This window comes from Streptomyces sp. NPDC058045 (assembly GCF_042885635.1).
Taxonomy (GTDB): Bacteria; Actinomycetota; Actinomycetes; order Streptomycetales; family Streptomycetaceae; genus Streptomyces.
Genome location: NZ_JBHVRR010000020.1, coordinates 57376 through 78748 on the forward strand (window position 1 = coordinate 57376; position 21373 = coordinate 78748).

Below are 21373 nucleotides of genomic sequence, written 5' to 3' on the forward strand. Positions count from 1 at the left end.
TGACTGACCAGCCCCGCCGTTCCGCGGTCCCTTCTCGGGTGGCCGCGGGGCACTCACGACGTCCTTTCCGTCGTTCGTCCCGGTATCGGCCGGGACGTGGCACCGCTGGAGTCACTGGTGTTCCTCGCCCGACGGCGCTCGGCCGTCGGCTTTGTCGCGCTCATCCGCGGCAACGCCGACTTCCGACGTCTCTTCGCTGCTTCCGCGCTCAGCCTGACAGGTGACTGGTTCACCTTCGTCGCCCTGAGCAGCTTCGTCTACCGTCACACCGGGTCCCCGGGGTGGACGGCACTGCTGTTCGCCGTCAACTCGCTGCCCGGGGTGGTGCTACTACCGCTGATCGGCCCGCTCACCGACCGGTTCGACCGCCAACGCCTGCGTATCGCCTGCGACTTGGGCGCGCTCCTCCCCGTCGTCGGACTGCTGGCCGCCTTCCACACCGGGTCCGTCGCACTGGCCCTCTGCTGTCTGGCCGGGCTCTCCGTCACCGCGTCCATGGCCGCCCCGATCCCCGAGACCGCCCTGCCTAATCTCGTCACCCGGCGCGAACTCCCCCTGGCGCAGGCCGCGTTGGGAAGCCTGTACGCGGCGGGCCTGCTGGTGGGAGCGGGCCTGGGAGGTGTGGTCACCGCGGTCTGGGGACCCACCGTCACCCTCCTCGTCGACGGTGCGTCCTTCGCGGCCTCCGCACTCCTCATCGCGCGCATCAAGCGCCCGCTGTCCGAGGCGGCGCCGACCCGCAGCATCCGCATCCGGGCCGACACCGCCGAACTCCGCACCTTCGTCCGGGCCACCCCGGTGGTCGCCGCACTGCTGTGGCTGACGCTGGGACTGCGCCTGGCCTACGGCGTCGTCGGCCTGCTGCCGGGGTACGCACTCGACCGCTTCCATGTCGGTGACGCCGGTGTGGGGGCGATGTATCTGGCCCAGGGTGCGGGGGCCGTACTCGGTACCTTCGCCGGACGGTGGCTGGTCGCGGGGTCGATGCGGCGGAGGGTGCGCACGGCGGGTGCCGGGCTGGCGGTCTTCGGCTGCGGCTATCTCGTCCTGGCGCAGGTCACGGCACTCGGCCCCGGTATGGCCGCGGCGGTGGTCGGGCACATCGGAGTGGGGATGTGCGCCAACCTCGTCATCAACGGGCTCCAAGTCGCCACCCCCGACCACATCCGCGGACGGGTCATCGCACTCGCCCTCGGTCTCGCCTCCGCGTTCCAGGGTGTGTCCGCTCTCGCGGTGGCCCCGCTCGCCGCGGCCATCGGCATCCCCGGCACCACCAGACTGCTGGCCGGGTTCGCCCTGGTCTACGCGATCGTCTGGTCGCTGCGCCGCCGGGCTTCAACCGAGGGCGTCGGGTAGGGAGGCGACACCGGTTCTGAGGGCGAAGAGGACGAGTTGGACGCGGTCCCGGGAGCCGGTCTTGGCGATGAGGTTGCCGACATGGGTCTTGACGGTCGGCATGGACAGCCAGAGTTCCTCGCAGATCTCGCGGTTGGTGCGCCCTTCGGCGATCAGGGCGAGGACCTCGCACTCCCGTGGTGTGAGCCCGGCGGCGGCGCGGGTGCCGGCGCCGGGCGGGGGTGGTGCGGTGGGGCGGTGCCGGAAGGTGGCGAACAACCTGCGGGTGGGGCCCGGCGAGATGACGGCGTCGCCACTGTGCACGGTGCGGATCGCGGTGACCAACTGCTCGGGCGGGGTGTTCTTCAGCAGGAATCCGGCGGCGCCCGACTCGACGGCGGTGAGGACATGCTCGTCGGCGTCGAACGTGGTCAGGATGATGATCTTGCTGTGGGTGCCGTCGTCGATGAGGCGGCGGGTGGTGGTGAGGCCGTCGAGGGTGGGCATCCGGATGTCCAGGAGCACGATGTCGGGCCGGTCCCGGTCGTGCCGGCGGATGGCGTCCGCGCCGTCGACGGCCTGCCAGTGGACGCGCATATCGGGCTGGGCGTCGAGGATCATGGCGATTCCGGCGGTGAACAGCGGCTCGTCGTCCGCGAGACCGATCGTGATCACGATCGGGTCCAGGGCAGCACCGCGGTGACGCGCCATCCACCGGTCGACGGATCGGGCCCGGTGTCCACACTCCCGCCCAGCGCCCGGGCACGTTCCTCCATACCCACGATCCCGCGCCCACCCTCGGCCGCATCGGGGCATCTACCGTTGGCGGCACGGGAGTTGAGGACCGTCACCCGTACCTGCCGGTGCTCCACGTCGAGGCGGACGGTGATCGGGGCGCCGTCGGCGTGCTTGAGCGCGTTGGTCAGGCCCTCCTGCACGATCCGGTAGGCGGCCAGCCCCACCTGCCCCGGTACCAGGCCGAGTTCGCCGTCGACCCGGAGTCTGACGGGCGCCCTGGTGTACCGGAGGGAGGCGATGAGATCCGGCACATCGCGCAGCGCGGGGGTGGGACGCATGGCCGTCTCCGGGGCGGTGCGCCCGTCCTCGTCGGTGCGGAGGACGTCGATGAGATCCCGTACGTCGTCCACGGCGCGGCGGCTCAACTGGCCGATATCGGCGAGGGCTTGGTCCGCCCGCCCGGTGTCGGTGCGCAGTATGTGGCGCACACCTTCGGACTGCGCGGCGATCGCGTTGAGGGAGTGGCCGAGGATGTCATGCATCTCCCGGGCGATACGGGTGCGCTCCTGCACGGCGGCGAGGCGCCGCTCGACACCCTGCCGCGCTTCGAGTTCCCGCGCGCGTTCCACGGCGAGGGTGTACCTGGTCCGCCGCTGCCGGCGCACCACACCGGCCAGTACCGCCACCGTCAGCACCGCGAGCACCACACCGGCCGCCACCGCCCGGTCCCGCGGACCGACGTCCGCCGACGGCAGCGGCGACACCAGTACGGCGGTGACCGCACCGCCGTACACCGTGAGGAGGTAGAACCAGCGCCAGGGCGGGGCGAGTTGGGTCTGGGTGGTGTAGGCGGCGAGGACGCAGATCACCGCGGCGAACACCCCCGGGTCACCGGCCGGGAACAGGTGCACCAGCAGCAGTACCGCCGTCACCGCCAGCGTGAGGCGCGGCAGCATCCGGCGGAGGACGACCGCGGCGGTGCAGCCGAGTACGACCAGGGTGTACACGGTGTGCGGCCCGGTGGCGAAGGACAGGGTGGGCCTGCTGATCGCGCCGATCAGCAGGAGCAGCACCGCCAGGGCAGCGTCGAGGACCCCGGGCCGGTCGCGGAGCCGCACCGGAAGCCGGTCCGCGGCCGGTGTGCGTGCGAAGGGTTCCATGCGTTCCGACGCTATGGCACCCGCCCACCGCGGAGATCATGCCGTGGTATGACCTCCGGCCCCATCCCGTGGCACGATCTGCCGTCGGCCCCCGCCGACCAGGGTGGACGCCATGCACACCACCCAGGGCAGGCGCCGATGAGCGCCGCCGTCACCACCCGCGGACTGACCAAGACCTTCAAGGACCACACCGCGGTCGACTCCCTCGACCTGCGTGTCCCGCACGGTGTGGTCTACGGCTTCCTCGGCCCCAACGGATCCGGCAAGTCGACCACGATGAAGATGATCCTCGGCCTCACCCAGCCCACCAGCGGCGAGATCGAAGCACTGGGCCGCCCCCTCACCCGCACCACCCGCACCGAACTGCTCCCCTCCATCGGCTCGATGATCGAGGCCCCACCCGGGTACGGGCACCTCACCGGCCGGGAGAACATGCGCATCGTCCAGGACATGCTGGACCTCTCCACCGCACAGATCGACCACGCCCTCGCCACCGTGCGACTCGCCGAGCACCAGCACAAACTCGTACGCAACTACTCCCTGGGCATGAAGCAGCGCCTGGGCATCGCGATGGCCCTGGCCCGCGACCCCGAACTGCTGGTACTGGACGAGCCGACGAACGGGCTGGACCCGGCCGGGATCGAGGAGATCCGCACCCTGCTGGTGCAGCTCGCCGGGCGCGGCATCACGGTCATGGTCTCCAGCCATCTGCTGGACGAGATCGACCGGATGGCGAGTGTCCTCGGCATCCTCGCAGGCGGCAGGCTGATCTTCCAGGGCACCCGCGACGAACTCTTCCGGCACTCCATCCCCGACCTGGTCATCGAGACCCCCGACCCGCAGACGGCACTCGCCCAGGGCATCACCGCGACCCCCACCCGGGACGGCATCCGGATCAGCGGCATCGACAAGGAGGAGACCGCGCGGATCGTGCACCGGTTGGCCGTCGCCGGTGTCCCCATCCACGAGGTGCGGCGGGTCCAACAGAGCCTGGAAGACGTGTTCATGGACCTCACCGGGCGCGGAGGGCGGCTGTGAGGCGCGCGATCCGGCTGGAGTTCCGCAAGATGCGCCGCCTGCGCACCGCCCCCATCCTCGCGGTGCTGGTCGCCGCGGTCGCCGCCCTCTCCAGCACCTCCCTGTTCTCGGGCAGCACCCGGGACACCTTCCACGACGCAGGCGCGGCACCGTGGACGGGGCTGCTGCTGACCTACACCATGATGTCCGCGATGACCTCGCCGATCCTGGTCGCCGTACTCGCCAGCCGGCAGACCGATATCGAGCACTCCGGCGCCGGCTGGACGCTCGCCTCCACCGCCGGTCACACACCCGGCACCCTCTGCCGCGCCAAGCTCGCCGCGCTCGGCCTGGTGCTGGCGCCGGCCGTCGCCGTGCAGAGCCTGCTGGTCCTCGGCGCGGGCGCGCTGGCCGGTATCCGCACCCCGCTCGACCTCGGCCCCTGGGCCGGCTACACGGCACTGCTGTTCCTGGTGGACACGGCGTTCCTGGCGCTGCACATCTGGCTCGCCTCGGTGGTGGAGAACCAACTCGTCAGCGTCGGCGTCGGAATGCTCGGCGCCTTCCTCGCGGTGTTCACCCTCCTCATGCCGGGTGCCACCTCCCGGATCATCCCGTGGGGCTACTACGCCGTCATCTCCCACGCCAGGCAGCAGGACGCGGACGTGGTGCACACCTCCCCGCCCTATGGGTGGATCGCCGGCTTCCTGCTCCTGGTCGGCGTGGTGTTCGCCCAGGTCACCCGCCGTCTGGACCGACTGGAAAGGTAACGCGGTGTTCTCCGCAGAACTCGTCAAACTGAAGCGCTCCACCACCTGGCTGATCGCGCTGATCCTGCCGCTGCTGGCCGTGACGACCGGCACCGTCAACCTCGGCAACCACACCGACGCCCTCGACTCGGGCTGGGCGTCCTTCACCTCCCAAGTCACCTTGTTCTACGGGTTGTTGTTCTTCTCCACCGGTATCGGGCTGCTGGCCGCGACCGCCTGGCGGATGGAGCACCGCGGCACCAACTTCAACCTGCTGCTCACCTCGACCCGGCGCCCGATCCGGCTGGTGCTGGCGAAGATCGCCGTGATCGCGGTGCCGGTCGCCTTCATGCAACTGGTGCTGGTCGTCGGCACGTTCGTCTCGGGCAGCCTCATCCTGCGGCTAGACGGGGCGATCCCCTGGCGGTTCGCGCTCGTGGGGTGCCTCTCCGTGGTCGCCGCGCTGCCCCTGGTCGCTATCCAGTCAATGCTGTCGCTGCTGCTGAAGTCCTTCGCCGCACCGGTCGCCCTGTGCGTCCTCGGCTGCGTGGTGGGCATCGCTTCGGTCACCTCCGACGGACTCCGGCCACTCAGCCATGTCCTGCCCCAGGCCCTCAACACCCGTGCCCTGAACCTGGGTTCGACCGCACTGGCCGGCTCGGGCGGTCTCACCACCGGCGACGCCCTACCGCTGCTGGCGACCGCACTGGCCCTGACCGCGGTCGCCGTCGCACTCACCCTCGTGGTGCTCCGCAGGGTCAAACTCCGGTAGCCGGGCCGCGTACAGCCGGTGGTCGGGTTGACGACCCCCACGCGGCTATGAGCACCCGGAGTTGGGCGTGGGAGATCGGTGGTGTCGCCGGTGCCGCACTGATCGGCGGACCGCTCGACCGCCTCGGCCGACACCGCTGCTGATCGCCCTCCCGCTGGTGCTCGCCCTCAGCTTCGGCACGCTCTGGCTGACGGCGCCGCCCGCGGTGTGGCTGTCCGCAGCGCCTCTCTGGGGTGCGGCGGGGTGGGCCGGTGTGCCGGTACTCCAGAAGGCGCTCACCGCCGACCGGCCCGCACGGGCCATGCCGGTCATCGCCTTCCAGATGGCCGCGATGTATCTGGGCTCCTGAGCGGTGTGACGACGACCCTGGACACCCACCCACCGGGGCCGAAGCGGCTACCTGCTCAACTACCGCTCCACCGGCCTGACTTGGCGAGGTAATCGGCCAGGGCACACCCGGTCCGGTCACACTCGCCCCGGGTGAACACCGCGTACCGTCCGTCCACCGCATGGAGTCGACCGGGCAGCGCCTCGCCCACCTGCCGGCCCCGCGCGTCATAGGTACGGAACACCTTCCCGTCCCGCCGAACCTCCGCCGCCACCAGCCACCGTCCCGTCGCCCCGTAGCCGTCGAGAGCGGAGAGCCGCGGCAGGGCGCCTACGGTCGACTTCCCTCCGTCCGCGGCGAGTTGGACGGTCACCGGGAAGCGGTTGGCGAGCGTCCCGCCGCGGCGCCCCGCCGTGCACACCACCAGCGCGTCCTCACCCCGCACCGCCTCCCGCCCCCGCAGGACAGCAGCGGGATCAGCGTACGGGCCAGCCGGTGGCCGTCGCCCAGCGCGAGGACCACGGAACCCTCGATGCCCCGTCGCCGAGAGCGGCCACCACCGTACGCTCTCAACGGTCCCGCCGTCGTATGTCGCATCCCCGTCATGCGACCCGCTGGGCGCTTTCGGTCGGTCGCAACCGGCCGGTGTAGACGGCGCGTTGACGGGCAGCAGCACAGTCGGTCGGCCGATTGCCCCCTCCCTACCGCTTCTTCGATATGTCATGCTCATGGCTCCCCCCACAGAAGAAGGAAGCCGAACATGCGAAGAAGAGCATTCGCTGGCGCACTCGCGCTCGGCGCCACCGGCGCACTCCTGTCCACCGGCACCGCACAGGCCGCCGGTACCGCACGGGCCGCCGGACGCGGCCGCCAGATCGCCCCGCTGCCGCCCAGCCCCGCACACCCCAACGGCATCCAGGTCGAGACCGAGACCGTCGGCCGCGTCCGCACCGCGTTCCCCACGCTGCGCACCAAGGAGGTGCACACCAAGGGCGAGCACGTCCTCTCCGTCGAGTACCAGGTCCAGGAGACCGGCTACTGGTGCGGCCCCGCGGCCACCCGCTGCGCCCTCTCGGCCCGGGTGGCGGCCCCCAGCCAGGCCACCCTCGCCGCCGAACTCGGCACCCACACCGGCGGCACCGACGACATCAGCCAGGTCACCGCGGTCCTCAACTCCCGTATAGACGCGGGGGAGTACTACACCCGCTATATGCCGAACGACCCGCCCAGCCAGGACCAGATCAACCTGCTGTGGTCGGACGTGACGGCGGACATCGACAACAACTACGCGGTCGTCGCCAACATCGTCGCACCCCCCGGCAACCAGCCCCCCGGCTATCCCTCGGACCAGACCATCTACCACTACTTCACGGTCATCGGCTATGACACGGACTACAACACCGTGCTCATCGCCGACTCCGCCTCCTTCAACGGCTGGCAGATCTACTGGCTGGACTTCTCCCAGCTCGCCACCCTGATCCCGCCGAAGGGCTACTCCGCCTGACCGGTGGCCAACTCGCCGGTGGACACTGCGAGTTGAGGCGGTGCACTCCCCAGGCCAGGGAGCGCACCGCCGTACGCGCGAGCGCCGAGTAAGGACGCGGCCGGGCAGCCCCCGGCCCGGCACACCGCGTCAGCCCTCCGGACGCAGCAGACCGCGCTCGTACGCCTTCCGCAGATGCTGCGGCACCAGATGGGTGCGCCCCTCGACGGTGACGGGTACCAGTGCGGGGGTGTTCGCACGCCACTGGGCGCGGCGGTGACGGGTGTTGCTGCGGGACATCCTGCGCTTGGGGACGGCCATGGGGGTCCTCTCGTTCTCGGTTAGCGACTGTGGTGTGCGGGTCAGCGGTCGGAGTAGGGGAGCAGGGCCATCTCGCGGGCGTTCTTGATGGCGGTGGCGAGTTGCCGCTGCTGCTGCCGGCTGACGCGGGTGACCCGGCGGCTGCGGATCTTGCCGCGGTCGGAGATGAACTTGCGGAGCAGGTCGGTGTCCTTGTAGTCGATGTAGGTGATGCCGGCGGCGTCGAGCGGATTCCGCCGCTTCCGCTGCGCGAGCACGGCCCTGGCCGGGCGGGGCATGGAGACCTCCTGGGTGGATCGGGTGGTTCGGTGGTTACGGGGTCAGACGGCGATGTCGAGGAGCTGGTCGAACCCGGTGGGCCGGTGCGCGGCCGCGGGTCCGTACGCCAGCTCGTCGTCGGTGAGCAGGCAGGAGTCCAGCAGCGAGAGCAGGCCCGCCCGGTCCAGGTCGGGTGAGGTGAAGACGAGGTGCTGGCAGCGGTCGCCGTGCTCGGGGTGCCAGTCCAGCGCGGCCGCGGTACGGCGCTCGGCGGGCATCAACTCCCAGGCGGCGTCCGGGAGCGAGGCCATCCACGGGCCGGCGCTCTCCACGCAGAGCGCGCCACCGGCGGCGTCCCAGGCGAGCAGGCTGTCCGGCCGGTCCGCCAGCCAGAACCTGCCCCGGCTGCGGACCGCGGCGCAGCACAGGTCCTCCAGCGCCTCATAGAGCCGCCCGGCGTGGAAGGGGCGGCGGCGCTGCCAGACGAGCGTGCGGACCCCCGCCTCGTCGCTGTCCTGCGGGAGCCGCGCACACGCCGGGTGCTGCGCTGCCGCGGCCGCGTCCACATCGAAGCCCGCCACCGCGACGGCGCCCAACTGGCCTGACTCGATGGGGACTTGACGCGCGGTGGGGTGGAGCTGACGCAACAGGGCGAGGTCGTCCAGCCCGATGGCGGGCCCGTCGGCCAGAGCGAGGACGGGGGCGTACTCCAGTTGCCGGGCGAAGGTGTCGCCCACGGTGCGCTGGTCCGTCGGCGCCGCGGCGAGACCAGCCTCCGCCAGGTCGTCCCCGTTGGCCAGGCAGGGCAGTACGAGGGCGGGGTCCACGGCGGTCAGCACATTGGTGAGCCGGAAGCCGCAGTCGCCGTGGGCGGCGATGACCTCGGCCATACCGCGGGGTTCCACGGAGTCCCACAGCTCCACCACGGCGAGGCGGGTGAGGCGGCCGTCGGCCAGCCGCTCCAGCTCGGGCACCAGGTCCTCGCGCAGCGCACAGCAGGCGCAGTCGTTGACCAGGGGCGTGTCCCCGAGGTCGGTGATGCCGGTGGCGTCGCGGACGCTGCGGCGCACGGTGCGCGCGGGGCCGCCGGACAGGTCGTGGTGGAGGGCGACGCTGTCGGGCACCTCGCGCAGCAGTTGTTCGACCGTGCCCCGGCGGGCCTCGGCGTGCAGACCGCCGACGATCACCACGGGCATCGGCCCCTCGAAGGTCATCGGCGGGCCCCGTCCCGTCCGTAGCGGCGCTCGAAGCGCTCGACTCGGCCGGCGGTGTCCAGGACGCGCGCGGTACCGGTGTAGAAGGGGTGGCTCGCCGAGGAGATCTCGACATCGACCACCGGGTAGGTGTTGCCGTCCTCCCACTCGACGGTCTTGTCGCTGGACATGGTCGAGCGGGTCAGCATGGCGAAGCCACCGGCCTTGTCACGGAAGACGATCGGCCGGTAGGCGGGGTGGATTCCGGGTTTCATGAGGTGTGTTCCTGTACTCGTTCGGGGTGGGGCCGCTGGGGGAGGCCGGCGTTCAGCGTTCCTCGCGGAACTCGACGTGGCGGCCGGCGACGGGGTCGAACTTCCGCAGCACCAGCCGGTCCGGGTCGTTCCGCCGGTTCTTGCGGGTCACGTAGGTGTAGCCGGTACCGGCGGTGGAGCGGAGCTTGATGATCGGGCGTAGTTCGTTGCGAGCCATGCGGCTAGTATACGACAATGATTTCCATTATCGATAGGCGCTACAGGAAGGCCCAGACCTGATGTCCACTCGCTGCCAGCTCACCGGCGCGGAGCCGAGCTTCGGCAAGAAGATCTCCCACTCACACCGGCGCACCTCGCGCCGCTTCGACCCCAACATCCAGCGCAAGCGCTACTGGCTGCCCAGCGAGGGGCGGCACGTCCGCCTCCGGCTGAGCGCCCGTGGCATCAAGACCGTGGACGCCATCGGCATCGAAGCCGCCGTCGCCCGCATCCGAGCCCGCGGGGAGCGTGTCTGATGGCGAAGAAGAGCAAGATCGCGAAGAACGAGAAGCGGAAGCAGATCGTGGCCCGCTATGCCGAGCGGCGCGCCGAACTGAAGTCCGTCCTGGCCTCCCCGCAGACCACCGACGACGAAAAGGCCGCCGCACGCGCGGAGTTGGGCCGCCAGCCCCGTGACGCGAGCGCCACCCGGGTACGCAACCGCGACAGCGTGGACGGCCGCCCCCGCGGCCATCTGCGCCACTTCGGCCTCTCCCGGGTCAGGATGCGCGAACAGGCCCATGCCGGATACCTGCCCGGGGTGACGAAGTCGTCCTGGTAAGTCCCCGACGGCAATGAGGAAATCCGCCGCCGATTTCCGGCGGCGGATTTCCTCGTCCGGCACGGGGTTCACATCGCGGCGTGATCCGCGGGTTCCACCCTTGTGTCCGACTCCGCCTGGTCGGCCGAGCCGGAGCTTTCCGAGCGCCACTTCCACTGGTTGAAGAACAGGTTCAGCACGACCGCCAGCACCGCGGCGGAGGTGATACCGGAGTGCAGGACCACGCCCAGCCAACTGGGAGCCGCGTGCCAGAAATCCGGTGCGAGCTGCGGAATGATGCCGACACTCAGCGTCGCCGCGACAAGGACGAGGTTCAGATTCCCCTCGAACTTCACGGTCGCCAGACTCCGGATACCGCTCGCCGCGACCGTCCCGAACAGTACGATCCCCGCGCCTCCCAGTACCGGATAGGGAATTGCGGCCACCACACGTCCCACGACCGGGAGGAAACCGAGCAGCATCATCACGGCCCCGCCGGCCGCGACCACATATCTGCTCTTGATACCGGTCAACGCCACCAGGCCGACATTCTGCGCGAACGCCCCCACCGGGAATGCGCCGAACACGGGCGCCGCCGCCGTGGAGAGCATGTCGGCCCGCAGCCCGGAGGCGACGCGTTCCGAGTCGACCTCGGCTCCGATGATCTCGCCGACGGTGATGATTCCCGCTGTCGCCGTCTCGATCATGATGATCAGGGCGACGATGGTCATCGTCACGATGGCGCTGATCCTGAACTCGGGGGCGCCGAACGGAAGAATGCTCGGGAAGGAGACCAGCGGCCCGTCGCCGATGGAGCCGAAATCGGCCTTGCCGACGAGACCGGCGATGACCGTCCCGGCGGCGATGCCGAGCAGAATGGAAAGCCGGGAGACGACGCCCTGGAACAGACGGCTCAGAAGCATGATCACGAGAAAGGTGGCTCCGGCGAGCCCCAGATTCGACAGGGAGCCGAAGTTCTCAGCTCCCTGTCCGCCCTGGATCCAGGTCAGCGCGACGGGCATCAGGGAGATCCCGATGACCACGATGATCGACCCGGTGACCACCGGCGGGAAGAACCTCAGCACCGTACCGAAAAGCGGCGCGATCAGAAGTCCGATCAGGCCGGCCACGATGATCGCTCCGAAGAGTGTGGGCATTCCGTCGTCGGAGACGATCACGGTCATGGAGGAGACGCTGATGAAGGAGATCCCCTGGACCACCGGCAGACGCGAACCGAACTTCCAAATACCCAGCGTCTGAAGCATGGTTGACACACCCGAGACGAAGAGTCCTGCCGTGAGCAGCAGGGCGATGTCCCCGGCTTTGAGACCGGCAGCCGTCCCGACGATGATGGGAGGCGCTATCACGCCCCCGTACATCGACAGAATATGCTGCGTTCCGTAGGCGAGTGTCTGCCAGAACGAATACACCGTGTCCTCGGGGGCGCGTACCCGTCCTGCTCCGGCACCAGTGCCGGTGAAACTTCCTCGTCGCATCACACCTCCTCATAACGGAGCCGGAATCATGTCCCGGCCGAACAGGGTGCCCGCAGGATTACGCCGCTGCGCAGCACGGGTCGTACGCGAATCTCTTGTCGCGGTGATCAGGAGCGAGTGCAGTCACAGCAGAGGTGCGCGACTACTGGGGAACTCCGAAGGGAGTTGCAGGAAGGAACCGGCCATTGGCGGCCGCCTTGTCGACGGTCCCGTCGACCACCAGCGGACGCCCCCGCAGCCACGTCCGTACGACGGCCCCTCGGAAAGAGATTCCGACGTAGGGGGACATCGCGTGGCGGTAACGCAGGTCAGCGGTTTTGAGGGTGAAGGTGCGGTCGAGGTCGACCAGGGCCAGGTCGGCGTCCGCGCCGATTTCCAGCACGCCCTTCGACGGAATACCGAAGCGGTGTGCGGGGGCACGTCCCAGGAGTTCGCTCACCGTCGGCAGAGCCACGCCCCGCTCGTGCACGCCCCGGGTGAGCATGTTGGCCAGCAGTGACTGGCAGCCGGCGATTCCTCCCCAGGCTTCTTCGAAAGGCCGCTCCAGTTTTTCCGCCGGCCCGGCAGGGGAGTGGTCGGAGCCGACCATGGTGAGGACGCCTTCGGATATCCCGGCCCAGAGCGCCTGTTGATTCTCGTGGTCCCTGATCGGCGGGGAGCATTTGGCGACGGCACCGAGCTGCTCCACATCGCCGGATTCGAGCGAGAGGTAGTGCGGACAGGTCTCGGCGCTCACATCCACGCCTTTCGCCCGTCCTGCGCGGATGGCGTGCAAGGACTCCTCGGCCGAGACATGGACGATATGCAGGCGTGCGGCGGAGGCTTCGGCCATGTCGATCGCGGAGCGCACCGCGTCCACTTCGGTCTCGGCCGGCCGCGCCGCGAGATAGCGGCGTATCTGCTCCAGCCCCGACCCGGGCGGTGCGTCGGCGGCCGGCGGATGGGCGTGCGTCTCGGCGTGCACCAGAACGGTCCGGCCCAGCCCGGCGCAGATCTGCATTCCCTTGAAGAGTTCGTCGGGACTGATACCGGGGAACTCATCGAGACCGGTGTCGCACATAAAGGCCTTGAAACCGGCCACACCGAGGTCGGACAGCTCTTCGAGCCGGGTCAGATTCCCGCCGTGCATTCCGCCGAAGAGTCCGAAATCGACCAGGCTTCGACCGTCCGCGGCGTCCACCTTCGCGTGGAAGGACTCCCGGTCGACTGTGGGCGGCAGCGCGTTGAAGGGCATTTCAAGGACCGTGGTCGTGCCACCGGAAGCCGCGGCCGCACTGCCGGTGGCCCACCCTTCCCAATGCGCCCGCCCGGGGTCGTTGAAGTGGACGTGGCAGTCGAGGACTCCGGCTATGAGATGCATTCCGTGGCCGTCCACGGTCTCGCCCCGGGCGGTCACCTCCACGCCGATCTCGGCGATCTGACCTCCCTCGACGACGACATCACGTACCGCGACCCCGTCACCGTCCACTACATGTGCGCCACGAATGGTGAATACCGGTTCGCCCATCATGATCCCCTGTAGGTAGTGAATCCCCAGCGCGAGACGATCAGCGGGACGTGATAGTGCTCCTCCGGCCGGTCCACGACGAACTGCAAGGGGACTTCGTGAAAGTACCTGCGGTCGAATCCGTCGCCGTAGTACTCCGCCACGCGAAAGGTGATCCGGTACTCTCCGGGCTGAAAATTCCCCGCGGACAGAACCGCCCCGGTGGACCGGCCGTCGCTGTCGGTGTAGCCGCTGCACAACGGAGCACTCTGTCCGTCCCGCACGGCGAAGACGTCATATCCGAGACCGGCGCCGGGTGTTCCGTTCGCGGTGTCCAGTACATGCGTGGTCAGATATCCGCCGTGATCCGGAGGGGGGAGGACCCGTGAGTGGATACGCCGGCGGGCGATCTTCTTCACTTCGTCCAGTGATGTCCGGAACTCCTGGCGCGTGGAACGTCCGATTCTCCAGCGGATTTCACGGACGATGGATTCGGTCTGCGTGTGTTCCCGCACGCAGACGACTCCGGGAAAGCCGTGCCGAGCGCGGTACTCCTCCGCGAGGTCGTTCAGTTCCTCCTTGGCGGCTGATGCGATGTCGAGGAGTCCCGCGCTCTTCTGCTCATGCTGCGAAGAGGCCGTGAGTGTGCCCTCGTTGAGATCCGGCCGGGCGAGTTCGGGGTGCCCGGCGACGATGTCGAGACGCTCCTGACGGGGCGCCGCGTCGATGGCCAGAGCCGATGCGAAGTACAACTCGTCCCGGTGGGCGAAGGGGCGGTGCCGCCATGCGTCGGCCATGACCCACGGCGCGTGCTCGTAGACACTGCCGAAGAGTTCCAGGAAGCCTTGGCCGGTGAGGTCGTTGACCTCCTCGATCGAGAGGGCGTCGTCGGAACTCGCCGTGTCCGCGGTCGAATTGGGATGGTCAGCCACGGACTACCTCGCCCTGGAGAAGGCCGTACGGCTCGGCCGTGGCGTGGTACACACGGCGTGCGTTCTCCCGGCCGAAACGCGATACGTCGTACTCGATGTGGTGGAGGTTGGGGAGGGAGAAGTGGATGCGGGAGATCGAGGGGAACTTCATCAGGACCGCCTTTCCCATGAGGTAGATGTCGTTCTGGGCGCCGAAGCTGTAGTGGTCGCCGAAGGACTCGATGATCTGGTCCCGGACGCCGGTCCAGATGCTGTCGTAGTCCGTTGCGCCCGTCTCGCTGTAGCTCCATTCCGCGGTGACCGCGGTGGCGAGGATGCGGTCGGTGGTCTCGGGCAGGGTGGTGAGATTGTTCTTCAGATATCCGACCCATCCGGACTGGGTGGTCTTGAAGACCTGAAGGTCCGTGATGCCGCCGTCGACCTGGAAGTTCTCGCCATCACCCTTGACGACAGCCGTCCGCAGTCCGGCCGCCCGTACGAAAGCGTGGTCGTGGCCGCCGTCGTTTCCCGGGAAGCGGTCCCACAGCTTCTCGGTGATCTTGACGGTCGCGAATTCGTTGAGGGGTCCGGTGGAAACGTAGTGGCGTACCAGATCCTTGCCGAATTCCTCGATGCTGCCTTCGAACCCCTGGTCCGCGACGAAGTACACGCCGTTGCGGATGGTGTCGGTGGACATCCAGTCGGTGTTGTCGCCCTCGGTGTACCCCTGGCGGATCCGGCCTTCGATCAGGACGTCGACACGGACATCCCGGAAGCTCTGCCGGTCGCCTTCGCGGTAGACGCGCACAAGGCGGATATCGGACTTTCCGTAGTCCATATGTCCCATGTCGAAAGAGGCGTCGGCGCGGGAATCGGTCACGGCGGCGCTGCTCTGGGCGGTCGAGGTCACTTCTTCTCCTCCGTACGGCGCATAGGTGCGGCACGTTCTGAATGCGTTTCACGCACACTTGGCCGCTGTTCGATGACGCGGCTTGCGGGGGGGGAATGTCCGGTCACTCAAGGTGCGATGGGCGTCTGGGTTTGCCCGCTCGCGGCCGGGTGCGCAGGGTTCGCTGCCGCAGCCTCGGTGAATGGCTGGAATCTGGAATAGGACCGTGGAATACCGCTTCCACTGAGCAGCAGAGTACGGGGGGTGATAGCTGGGGTCAAGAGTTTCATGCATGACAGCTATCGGGTGGGCGGTCATGGGTCCGGCAGTCGAGTAGGCGCGCAGCATCAGGACATGACTGCCGGCCCTCCCGGGAGAGGGCTGAAGTGTCCGAACTTCGGTTCCGGAGAAGGGAGTTGACGGGCGGCGTCAGGAGCGGGTGGCGCTGAACGCGAAAAGCACCCGGGCCGGCGTACTGCCCAGCAGCGACCAGCGGTCGAAGGTCCCGGCGGGCAGGTGGATGAAGTCGTCCTTCATGAGCTTGAACGTGGACCCGGCCTGGATGTGCACGGCGACGGACCCCTCCAGCACGAACAGGCCGCTCTCACCTGCGGTCTGGTACCACTCGTCGATGACGTCGTCGCCGGTCAGCGTGTACTCCAGCACGGTCAGACTGCTGGAGTCCGTGAGCAGCAGGGCCCGGATCCCGGTGTGCGCGGAGGACTCGGTGATGGGGAGCCTGCGGCCTTCCCCGGCCCGCACCACGGTCACCTCGCGTTCCGGCACCGGCAGCAGATCGCCCGGCGTCGCACCCAGCGCGCGGGCGAGGCGATAGACCGTGGTCATCGACGGCATACTCGCCCCGCGCTCGATCTGGCTGAGGAAGGGCTGGCTGATGCCCGCGCGCGCGGCCAGCTCACGCATCGACATCCCGCCTGCTCGGCGCCGCGTGGCTACCTCGTTGCCGACCAGCACGCCGAGGCGGTCGTCGTCGACCTCTTGCACAACTCGCCTCCCGGGGAACGGATCAATACCGTGTACACACAATCTATCGCGTGATCTCGACGCCCGTACCGTGGGCCCGTACGAGCGCGGCTCGCCCGACCGGCCCGAGGCGGAAGCACCTCTGCGGCCTCGGTGTGATCGACAGCGTCCGCCCCACGCAGGTGATCACACCAAGGCCGCAGTGAATGCCCAACTACCGTCCTCCGAAGGGATGTTGAGGGTCGGTCCTAGGGTGTCTCCGGAGTCCTGGGCGTCGACGCCTCAATGTCCGCAGGTACAACCGTGGTTCCCCGCCCGCTGCTCCGCGAGTTCACTGTGCAGCGCCTCGAACCAGGCGTGTGCACCGGCGGCGAGTGCGGGGTCGCCCTCGTCGTTCCACATCTCGATCGAGAGCGGCGCCGTGTACCCCACGTCGTGCAGAAACGTCAGGACCTCCCGGAAGGGCACGGTGCCCGCACCGAACGGGACCCGGCGGAACTCTCCGGGGCGGGCGTCCTTGAGCTGGACCGCGTGCGCGTACGGCAGGGCCGTCGCGAGCTGTTCCACCACCGGCAGTCCGTTCCCGGCGAGGTTGCCCACGTCGACATAGAGGCGGACCCCGTCGACCTCCCTGATGACCGACAGGGCGTCCTGGACGCTGACGACGTCCGTACCGTCCATGTTCTCCAGCGCCAGGACGACACCACGCTCGGCGGCGTAGCGGGCCGCCGTGGTGAGCCCCTCGATGAACCGGTCGTGGGCGGTCGCTGTGGCCGGCTCGTAGTAGGTGAAGTACCCGGCGATCTGGACGCAGCCGGCGCCCAGATCCGCCGCGAGACCGATGGTTTCGTGCGCCAGGGTCGCCGCCCGCGCCCGCACCTCGGGGTCCGCGCTGCCCCACGGGTACTTCCGGTGCGCACTGAGTGTGAGCGTCTCGATGGGCGCGCCCGCGTCCTGGACCTGGCGGCGTACGAGGGCCCGCTCGGGGCCGGTCCAGTCGAGGCGGGACAACCGCTCGGCGGACTCGTCCAGGGCCATCTCGACGAAGTCGAACCCGGCCCGCGCGGCGTGCGCCGAGGTCTCGGCGGGCGTCCCCGGGGGCAGGGCCTTCTCGTAGACACCGCACCGGTTGTGCCGCCCGTGGCGCCGGATCATGCCCCGGCCCCGACCGGCCGCTGACCGTAGTCGGTGAGATACCACTCGCGGGCCGCGCTCACCACATCCGCCGGCAGGGCCTCGACATAGCCGCGGAGCATGGCGAGATGCGCGGCCTGGGCGCACTCCTCGGTGTACTCGGCCGCGCGCAGGGCCCGCCGTGCGTCGGTACCGATGGTGAACACACCGTGCGAGCGCAGCAGTACGGAGGTGCCGTCGCCGACATGCTCCACGATCTGGCGCCCGATCTCCTCCCCGCCGATCACCGCATAGCCGGATATCGGGATGGGACCACCGAACAGACAGGCATGGGTGGTGGTGAGCACCGGAACCGGCTCCCCGCGCAGGGCGAACGTCGTCGCATACGGGGAGTGGGTGTGCACCACACCGCGGATGTCCGGGCGCTCCCGGTAGACGTAGAGGTGCGAGGCGGTGTCGACCGAGGGTTTGTGCGGGCCGCCGACGATGTTCCCGTGCAGGTCGACCACGCTCATGTCCTCGGGGCGCAGCAGGTCGAAGGCGACTCCGGAGGGCTTGATCACCACCAGGTCCGACTCCGGGTCCCGGCCGCTGACATTGCCCGAGGTGCCGACCACCAGACCGGCGGCCAGCAGGTCGCGGTTGGCCTGGCACACCTCTTGCTTGAGTTCGTCCAGCATGGATGCTCCTCAGAGTGCTTCGAGCTGTTCGGCGCCGATGTCGATGGTGACGTCGGAGTGTGCGAGGCCGTCGGGGACGTCGATCTCGCGGCCCAGGGCGGCCGCGACCCGTGCCACGATCCGGGGCGCGCTCAGGCCGTACTTGTCCATCAGGTATTCGGCGCTCGCACCGTGCGCGAAGGTGTCCGGGATACCGATGCGCAGCAGTGGCACACCGGCGCCGGTCTCCGCCATCCGCTCGGCGACCTCGGTGCCCAGTCCGCCGATGACGCTGTGGTTCTCCACGGTCACCACCAGGGACTTCGCCGCGTGGATCGCGTCCTCGATCGCCGGGTCGGTGAACGGCTTGTGGGTGCTGACATGCCGGTGGGTGACCGAGACCCCGGCGCGCTCCAGCACCTGGCGGGCGCGGATCGCCTCCTGGGTGCAGATGCCGCTGGAGAAGAGCGTCACCTCCTCGCCGTCCGCGAGATGCCGCACCCGGTCCAACTCCATCGGCCCGTCGAACAGTCGGGGAAGCGCGCCGCGCAGCATCCGGACGTACACCGGCCCGTCCACCCCGTGGGCGACGTCCAGCACGGACTCGACGTCCGCCGCGTCCCCCACTTCGAGCACCGTCATGTTCGGCAGGCCCCGCATCAGGGAGATGTCCTCCACGGCCTGGTGGGACACCCCGCCCGGGGTCATGATGCCCGGCAGGAACCCGATGAGCTTCACCGGCAGAGCGGGGTAGGCCACCGACATCGCGAGCTGGTCGTAGGGGCGGCGGACGAGGAACACCGAGAAGGTGTGCAGATAGGGCACGAACCCTTCGCGGGCCATGCCGCCGGCCCAACTCAGCATGTTCTGCTCGGCCATCCCGAGGCTGAAGAACCGGTCCGGATATGCGGCCTTGAACTCCGCGATCTCGGTGGAGCCGGTCAAGTCGCCCGACAGCACCACGACTTCGGGTTTGTCGGCGGCCCACCGGACGATGTTCCGGGAGTGGACTTGCTTCTCGATCACGAGAGGCCCTCCTTCAGCTCGGCGAGCGCCCTCTCGAAGGCATCGCGGTCGGCGTCGTCCTTGGCGCGGACGTAATGCAGGTGCGGCTTACGGGAGTTGAGGTACGGCATCCCGCGGGCGGTGTCGGTGTACGCCAGCACGACCAGCGGGCGCCCGTCGGCGGACTTCTGCTCCGCGGCCTCCGCGATGGCCGCCACATCGTGTCCGTCCACCACCCGCACCTCCCAGCCGAAGGAGGCGAAGCGGGCGTCGACCGGCTCCACGTTCATCACGTCCTTCGTCAGCCCGTCCACCTGCTGCCCGTTGACATCCACGAACAGCATCAGCGAGTCGAGCCGGTAGAACGCCGCCGCCTGTACGCCCTCCCAGGTCTGCCCCTCCTCAAGCTCCCCGTCGGACATGAAGACCGCGGTACGCCCCGTCTCCCCGCGCAGCCGGCGGGCGAAGGCGATACCGGAGGCCTGGCTCAGCGCCTGCCCGAAGGAGCCGGTGGTCAGCTCGAAACCGGGGGAGTGCTCCGCACCGATCATCTCCAGCGTGCTGCCGTCGGTGTTGAAACTCTCCAACGCCCCCGGGGCGAGCCGTCCGACGCACTCCAGCGCCGTGTAGATCGCCACCGCGTAGTGCGCGGGCGAGATCAGGAACCGGTCCCCGTCCGGCAGCCGCTCCCCGTGGAACCGGCCACCGGACGGGGAGGGTCGCGCACTGCCGGGCACACCGGTGAACGGCTCGGAGGGGAGTGGTCCGGGCAGGTCGGCCAGCTTCAGTACGCGGGTGTAGAGGGTGGCCAGCAGCTCCGCCGAGGACAGGGCCTGGCTCAGATAGCAGCCGTCCTTGAGGATCGTCAGCTCCAGGGCGCGGGCCCGGATTCGGCGGGCGAGCAGGTTCGCCGCCGCCACCCAGTCCGCCCGCTCCGCCTGGGTCGTCGTTGCTTCTTCGGTGTTCGTCATCAGCACTTTCCTTGAGGGAAGGGGCGGTGGCCGCTCAACGGTGCACGCTCTGGCCGGAGTTGAGGCGTGCCGCGGCCAGCTCCTCGCGGTTGGTGACCACCTGCTCGCCTTCCTGGGCGAGGGCGAGCGCGGCCATCGCGGCACCGTGCTCCGGCGCCGCCGCGACCTGCCCGTCCAGCCAGGCGTGCAGAAAGCCCGCGGCGAAACCGTCGCCGGCTCCCAACCGGTCGACGATCTGGACCGGCCGGGCCGCAGCACTCACCTGCTGACCGTCCAGCGAGGCCCGCACCCCGAGGTCCCCGCAGGTCACCGCGACATACCGGGCCTTCGTCAGGGACAGCGCACACTCCAGCGCACCCTCGGGCTCCGGCCCGCAGCCGAAGAGGGTGTGCAGATCGTCGCTGCGTACGAAGAGGATCTCGGCGCGCTCGATGAAGGGGCGCAGCGCGGCCACCGCTTCCTCGGGCGACCAGAGGGTGGCCCGGTAGTTCACATCGAACGCCACCGGCACCCCGGCGCCCGCCGCACGGTCCATCGTCTCGGCCAGGATCCGCAGCACCGACGGCGACAACGCGGCCGTGATGCCCGTGAGATGGATGATCCGGGTGTCCAGGAGGCCGTCCCAGTCGACATCGGCGACCGTCATCCTGGTGAACGCCGTGTCCTTGCGGTCGAAGTAGACCTGGGTGGGGCGCGGCGCCGCACCGTACTCGACGTGGTACGTGCCGAGGCGGCCCTCGTCGCGCCGCACCACCCCGGAGAGGTCCACCCCGAAGGAGCGGAGCCTGCTCTCCACCCGCCGCGCCATCGGGGACCGCGGGAGGGCGCTGAACCAGCTCGACCGCCAGCCCAGCGAGGCCAGTCCGGCCAGGACGTTCGCCTCGCCTGCGCCTACGACGGAACCGCGGACGTACTGGTGGCGCCGCTGCTCGCGCGCACCGAGCGGGTCGCCCGGGACATCAAGCAGAACCCGGACATCGCGCGGACCCCGCGCAACGCGGCCGCCGTCGAGGTGGCCGTCGAGGTGGCCGTCGAGGTGGCCGTGATCGGGATCGGCTCCGGCTTCCGCAACCCGGCCAGCGTCTTCAACGGCCTCGTGTCACGCGACTCCGTGCGCGCCCTGCACCGCCACGGCGCCGTCGGCCACCTCCTGGGACGATTCGTGGACGCCTCCGGTGAGAAGATCCCCACCGACCTCGACAGCCGCGTGATCGGCCTGGAACCCGACACCCTGCACCGCATCCCCCTGGTGGTGGCCGTCGCGGCCGGAGCGGTCAAGGCACCCGCCATCGCGGCCGCCCTCCGCCGCGGCTGTATCGACGCCCTGGTGGTGGACATCGACGCGGCCCAGGCCCTCGCCCACCTCCCCGAGGCCGCGGCCGGCCGACGGGTCCGCCCCGACTGAGCGGG

26 protein-coding genes and 1 pseudogene are annotated in these 21373 nt (G+C 69.4%); 9 read left to right on the forward strand and 18 right to left on the reverse strand.

Annotation, left to right across the window (positions count from 1 at the left end):
- The first annotated feature begins 96 nt into the window (after positions 1–96).
- Positions 97–1356 carry an MFS transporter gene (locus ACFVST_RS14915; protein ID WP_390150781.1) on the forward strand — a complete coding sequence of 420 codons (1260 nt, stop codon included), beginning with the start codon at positions 97–99 and terminating at the stop codon, positions 1354–1356.
- Here ACFVST_RS14915 and ACFVST_RS14920 read toward each other — a convergent pair.
- Both ACFVST_RS14920 and ACFVST_RS14925 read right to left on the reverse strand, forming a co-directional pair.
- Positions 1336–2010 (reverse strand): response regulator, encoded by a 675-nt coding sequence (locus ACFVST_RS14920; RefSeq protein WP_390150784.1) that lies wholly within the window; start codon positions 2008–2010, stop codon positions 1336–1338. The genes ACFVST_RS14915 and ACFVST_RS14920 overlap by 21 nt on opposite strands.
- Entirely contained in the window at positions 2007–3233 is a 1227-nt protein-coding gene (locus ACFVST_RS14925; RefSeq protein WP_390150787.1) for a sensor histidine kinase, read from the reverse strand. The genes ACFVST_RS14920 and ACFVST_RS14925 overlap by 4 nt, the downstream gene beginning before the upstream one ends.
- Before the next feature lie 48 nt (positions 3234–3281).
- Here ACFVST_RS14925 and ACFVST_RS14930 point away from each other — a divergent pair, with 48 nt between their 5' ends.
- The 4 genes from ACFVST_RS14930 (at position 3282) to ACFVST_RS14945 (ending at position 6120) form a co-directional block, all read left to right on the forward strand.
- Positions 3282–4271 (forward strand): ATP-binding cassette domain-containing protein, encoded by a 990-nt coding sequence (locus tag ACFVST_RS14930; protein ID WP_390150789.1) that lies wholly within the window; start codon positions 3282–3284, stop codon positions 4269–4271.
- A complete protein-coding gene (locus tag ACFVST_RS14935; RefSeq protein ID WP_390150792.1) occupies positions 4268–5020 on the forward strand; it encodes an ABC transporter permease in 753 nt (250 codons plus the stop codon). Before ACFVST_RS14930 ends, ACFVST_RS14935 begins: the two co-directional genes overlap by 4 nt.
- A 4-nt stretch (positions 5021–5024) precedes the next feature.
- Positions 5025–5771, forward strand: coding sequence for an ABC transporter permease (locus tag ACFVST_RS14940; RefSeq protein ID WP_390150795.1), 747 nt, complete (start codon positions 5025–5027; stop codon positions 5769–5771).
- A 157-nt stretch (positions 5772–5928) separates the two neighbouring features.
- Positions 5929–6120, forward strand: coding sequence for a hypothetical protein (locus ACFVST_RS14945; RefSeq protein WP_390150797.1), 192 nt, complete (start codon positions 5929–5931; stop codon positions 6118–6120).
- Between the two features lie 55 nt (positions 6121–6175).
- On the opposite strand, the gene ACFVST_RS14950 is transcribed toward ACFVST_RS14945, so the two are convergent.
- Positions 6176–6544: a hypothetical protein gene (locus tag ACFVST_RS14950; RefSeq protein WP_390150800.1), complete on the reverse strand. Its 369-nt coding sequence runs from the start codon at positions 6542–6544 to the stop codon at positions 6176–6178.
- Positions 6545–6859: 315 nt separating this feature from the next.
- Between ACFVST_RS14950 and ACFVST_RS14955 the strand changes: the two genes are divergently transcribed.
- The gene (locus ACFVST_RS14955; protein WP_390150803.1) at positions 6860–7603 is read left to right on the forward strand and encodes a C39 family peptidase; all 744 of its coding nucleotides are present in this window, start codon (positions 6860–6862) and stop codon (positions 7601–7603) included.
- Positions 7604–7732: 129 nt separating this feature from the next.
- Here the strand turns inward: ACFVST_RS14955 and rpmF are convergent, their stop codons facing one another.
- The 5 genes from rpmF to rpmG are packed head-to-tail and all read right to left on the reverse strand — an operon-like array spanning position 7733 to position 9846.
- Entirely contained in the window at positions 7733–7903 is a 171-nt protein-coding gene (gene rpmF / locus ACFVST_RS14960) for a 50S ribosomal protein L32 (protein ID WP_390150806.1), read from the reverse strand.
- Positions 7904–7944: 41 nt separating this feature from the next.
- Positions 7945–8181 carry a 30S ribosomal protein S18 gene (rpsR, locus tag ACFVST_RS14965; RefSeq protein WP_390150809.1) on the reverse strand — a complete coding sequence of 79 codons (237 nt, stop codon included), beginning with the start codon at positions 8179–8181 and terminating at the stop codon, positions 7945–7947.
- Positions 8182–8223: 42 nt separating this feature from the next.
- A complete protein-coding gene (locus tag ACFVST_RS14970) occupies positions 8224–9375 on the reverse strand; it encodes a GTP-binding protein (RefSeq protein ID WP_390150812.1) in 1152 nt (383 codons plus the stop codon).
- Positions 9372–9629 carry a type B 50S ribosomal protein L31 gene (locus ACFVST_RS14975; protein WP_390150815.1) on the reverse strand — a complete coding sequence of 86 codons (258 nt, stop codon included), beginning with the start codon at positions 9627–9629 and terminating at the stop codon, positions 9372–9374. The genes ACFVST_RS14970 and ACFVST_RS14975 overlap by 4 nt, the downstream gene beginning before the upstream one ends.
- Before the next feature lie 52 nt (positions 9630–9681).
- Positions 9682–9846 (reverse strand): 50S ribosomal protein L33, encoded by a 165-nt coding sequence (gene rpmG / locus ACFVST_RS14980; RefSeq protein ID WP_390150818.1) that lies wholly within the window; start codon positions 9844–9846, stop codon positions 9682–9684.
- Between the two features lie 61 nt (positions 9847–9907).
- Here rpmG and rpmB point away from each other — a divergent pair, with 61 nt between their 5' ends.
- Both rpmB and rpsN read left to right on the forward strand, forming a co-directional pair.
- Positions 9908–10144 carry a 50S ribosomal protein L28 gene (gene rpmB, locus ACFVST_RS14985; RefSeq protein ID WP_390150820.1) on the forward strand — a complete coding sequence of 79 codons (237 nt, stop codon included), beginning with the start codon at positions 9908–9910 and terminating at the stop codon, positions 10142–10144.
- Positions 10144–10449 carry a 30S ribosomal protein S14 gene (gene rpsN, locus ACFVST_RS14990; protein ID WP_390150822.1) on the forward strand — a complete coding sequence of 102 codons (306 nt, stop codon included), beginning with the start codon at positions 10144–10146 and terminating at the stop codon, positions 10447–10449. The genes rpmB and rpsN overlap by 1 nt, the downstream gene beginning before the upstream one ends.
- A gap of 68 nt (positions 10450–10517) precedes the next feature.
- Here rpsN and ACFVST_RS14995 read toward each other — a convergent pair whose 3' ends face one another.
- From ACFVST_RS14995 to ACFVST_RS15040, 10 genes are all read right to left on the reverse strand, one after another.
- Complete coding sequence (locus ACFVST_RS14995; protein ID WP_390150825.1) at positions 10518–11924, reverse strand: nucleobase:cation symporter-2 family protein; 1407 nt, start codon at positions 11922–11924, stop codon at positions 10518–10520.
- Between the two features lie 142 nt (positions 11925–12066).
- On the reverse strand, positions 12067–13434 hold the full coding sequence (allB, locus tag ACFVST_RS15000; protein WP_390150828.1) for an allantoinase AllB: 1368 nt from the start codon (positions 13432–13434) through the stop codon (positions 12067–12069).
- Positions 13431–14342, reverse strand: coding sequence for a 2-oxo-4-hydroxy-4-carboxy-5-ureidoimidazoline decarboxylase (uraD, locus tag ACFVST_RS15005; RefSeq protein WP_390150831.1), 912 nt, complete (start codon positions 14340–14342; stop codon positions 13431–13433). Before uraD ends, allB begins: the two co-directional genes overlap by 4 nt.
- Positions 14335–15231: a factor-independent urate hydroxylase gene (pucL, locus tag ACFVST_RS15010; RefSeq protein WP_390150834.1), complete on the reverse strand. Its 897-nt coding sequence runs from the start codon at positions 15229–15231 to the stop codon at positions 14335–14337. The genes uraD and pucL overlap by 8 nt, the downstream gene beginning before the upstream one ends.
- Before the next feature lie 408 nt (positions 15232–15639).
- Positions 15640–16215: a helix-turn-helix domain-containing protein gene (locus ACFVST_RS15015; protein ID WP_390150837.1), complete on the reverse strand. Its 576-nt coding sequence runs from the start codon at positions 16213–16215 to the stop codon at positions 15640–15642.
- 261 nt (positions 16216–16476) lie between these two features.
- Positions 16477–17349 (reverse strand): L-ribulose-5-phosphate 3-epimerase, encoded by an 873-nt coding sequence (locus ACFVST_RS15020; RefSeq protein ID WP_390150840.1) that lies wholly within the window; start codon positions 17347–17349, stop codon positions 16477–16479.
- Positions 17346–18008, reverse strand: coding sequence for an L-ribulose-5-phosphate 4-epimerase (locus ACFVST_RS15025; protein WP_390150843.1), 663 nt, complete (start codon positions 18006–18008; stop codon positions 17346–17348). Before ACFVST_RS15025 ends, ACFVST_RS15020 begins: the two co-directional genes overlap by 4 nt.
- 9 nt (positions 18009–18017) lie before the next feature.
- Positions 18018–19013 carry a transketolase family protein gene (locus tag ACFVST_RS15030; RefSeq protein ID WP_390150846.1) on the reverse strand — a complete coding sequence of 332 codons (996 nt, stop codon included), beginning with the start codon at positions 19011–19013 and terminating at the stop codon, positions 18018–18020.
- Positions 19010–19963, reverse strand: a complete 954-nt coding sequence (locus ACFVST_RS15035; protein WP_390150848.1) for a transketolase — start codon at positions 19961–19963, stop codon at positions 19010–19012. The genes ACFVST_RS15030 and ACFVST_RS15035 overlap by 4 nt, the downstream gene beginning before the upstream one ends.
- 34 nt (positions 19964–19997) lie before the next feature.
- Positions 19998–20930: a sugar kinase gene (locus ACFVST_RS15040; RefSeq protein ID WP_390150921.1), complete on the reverse strand. Its 933-nt coding sequence runs from the start codon at positions 20928–20930 to the stop codon at positions 19998–20000.
- Here ACFVST_RS15040 and ACFVST_RS15045 point away from each other — a divergent pair.
- Positions 20853–21368: pseudogene (locus tag ACFVST_RS15045) on the forward strand (sugar-binding domain-containing protein); the annotation flags it as partial. The gene ACFVST_RS15040 and the pseudogene ACFVST_RS15045 overlap by 78 nt on opposite strands.
- Between the last annotated feature and the right edge of the window lie 5 nt (positions 21369–21373).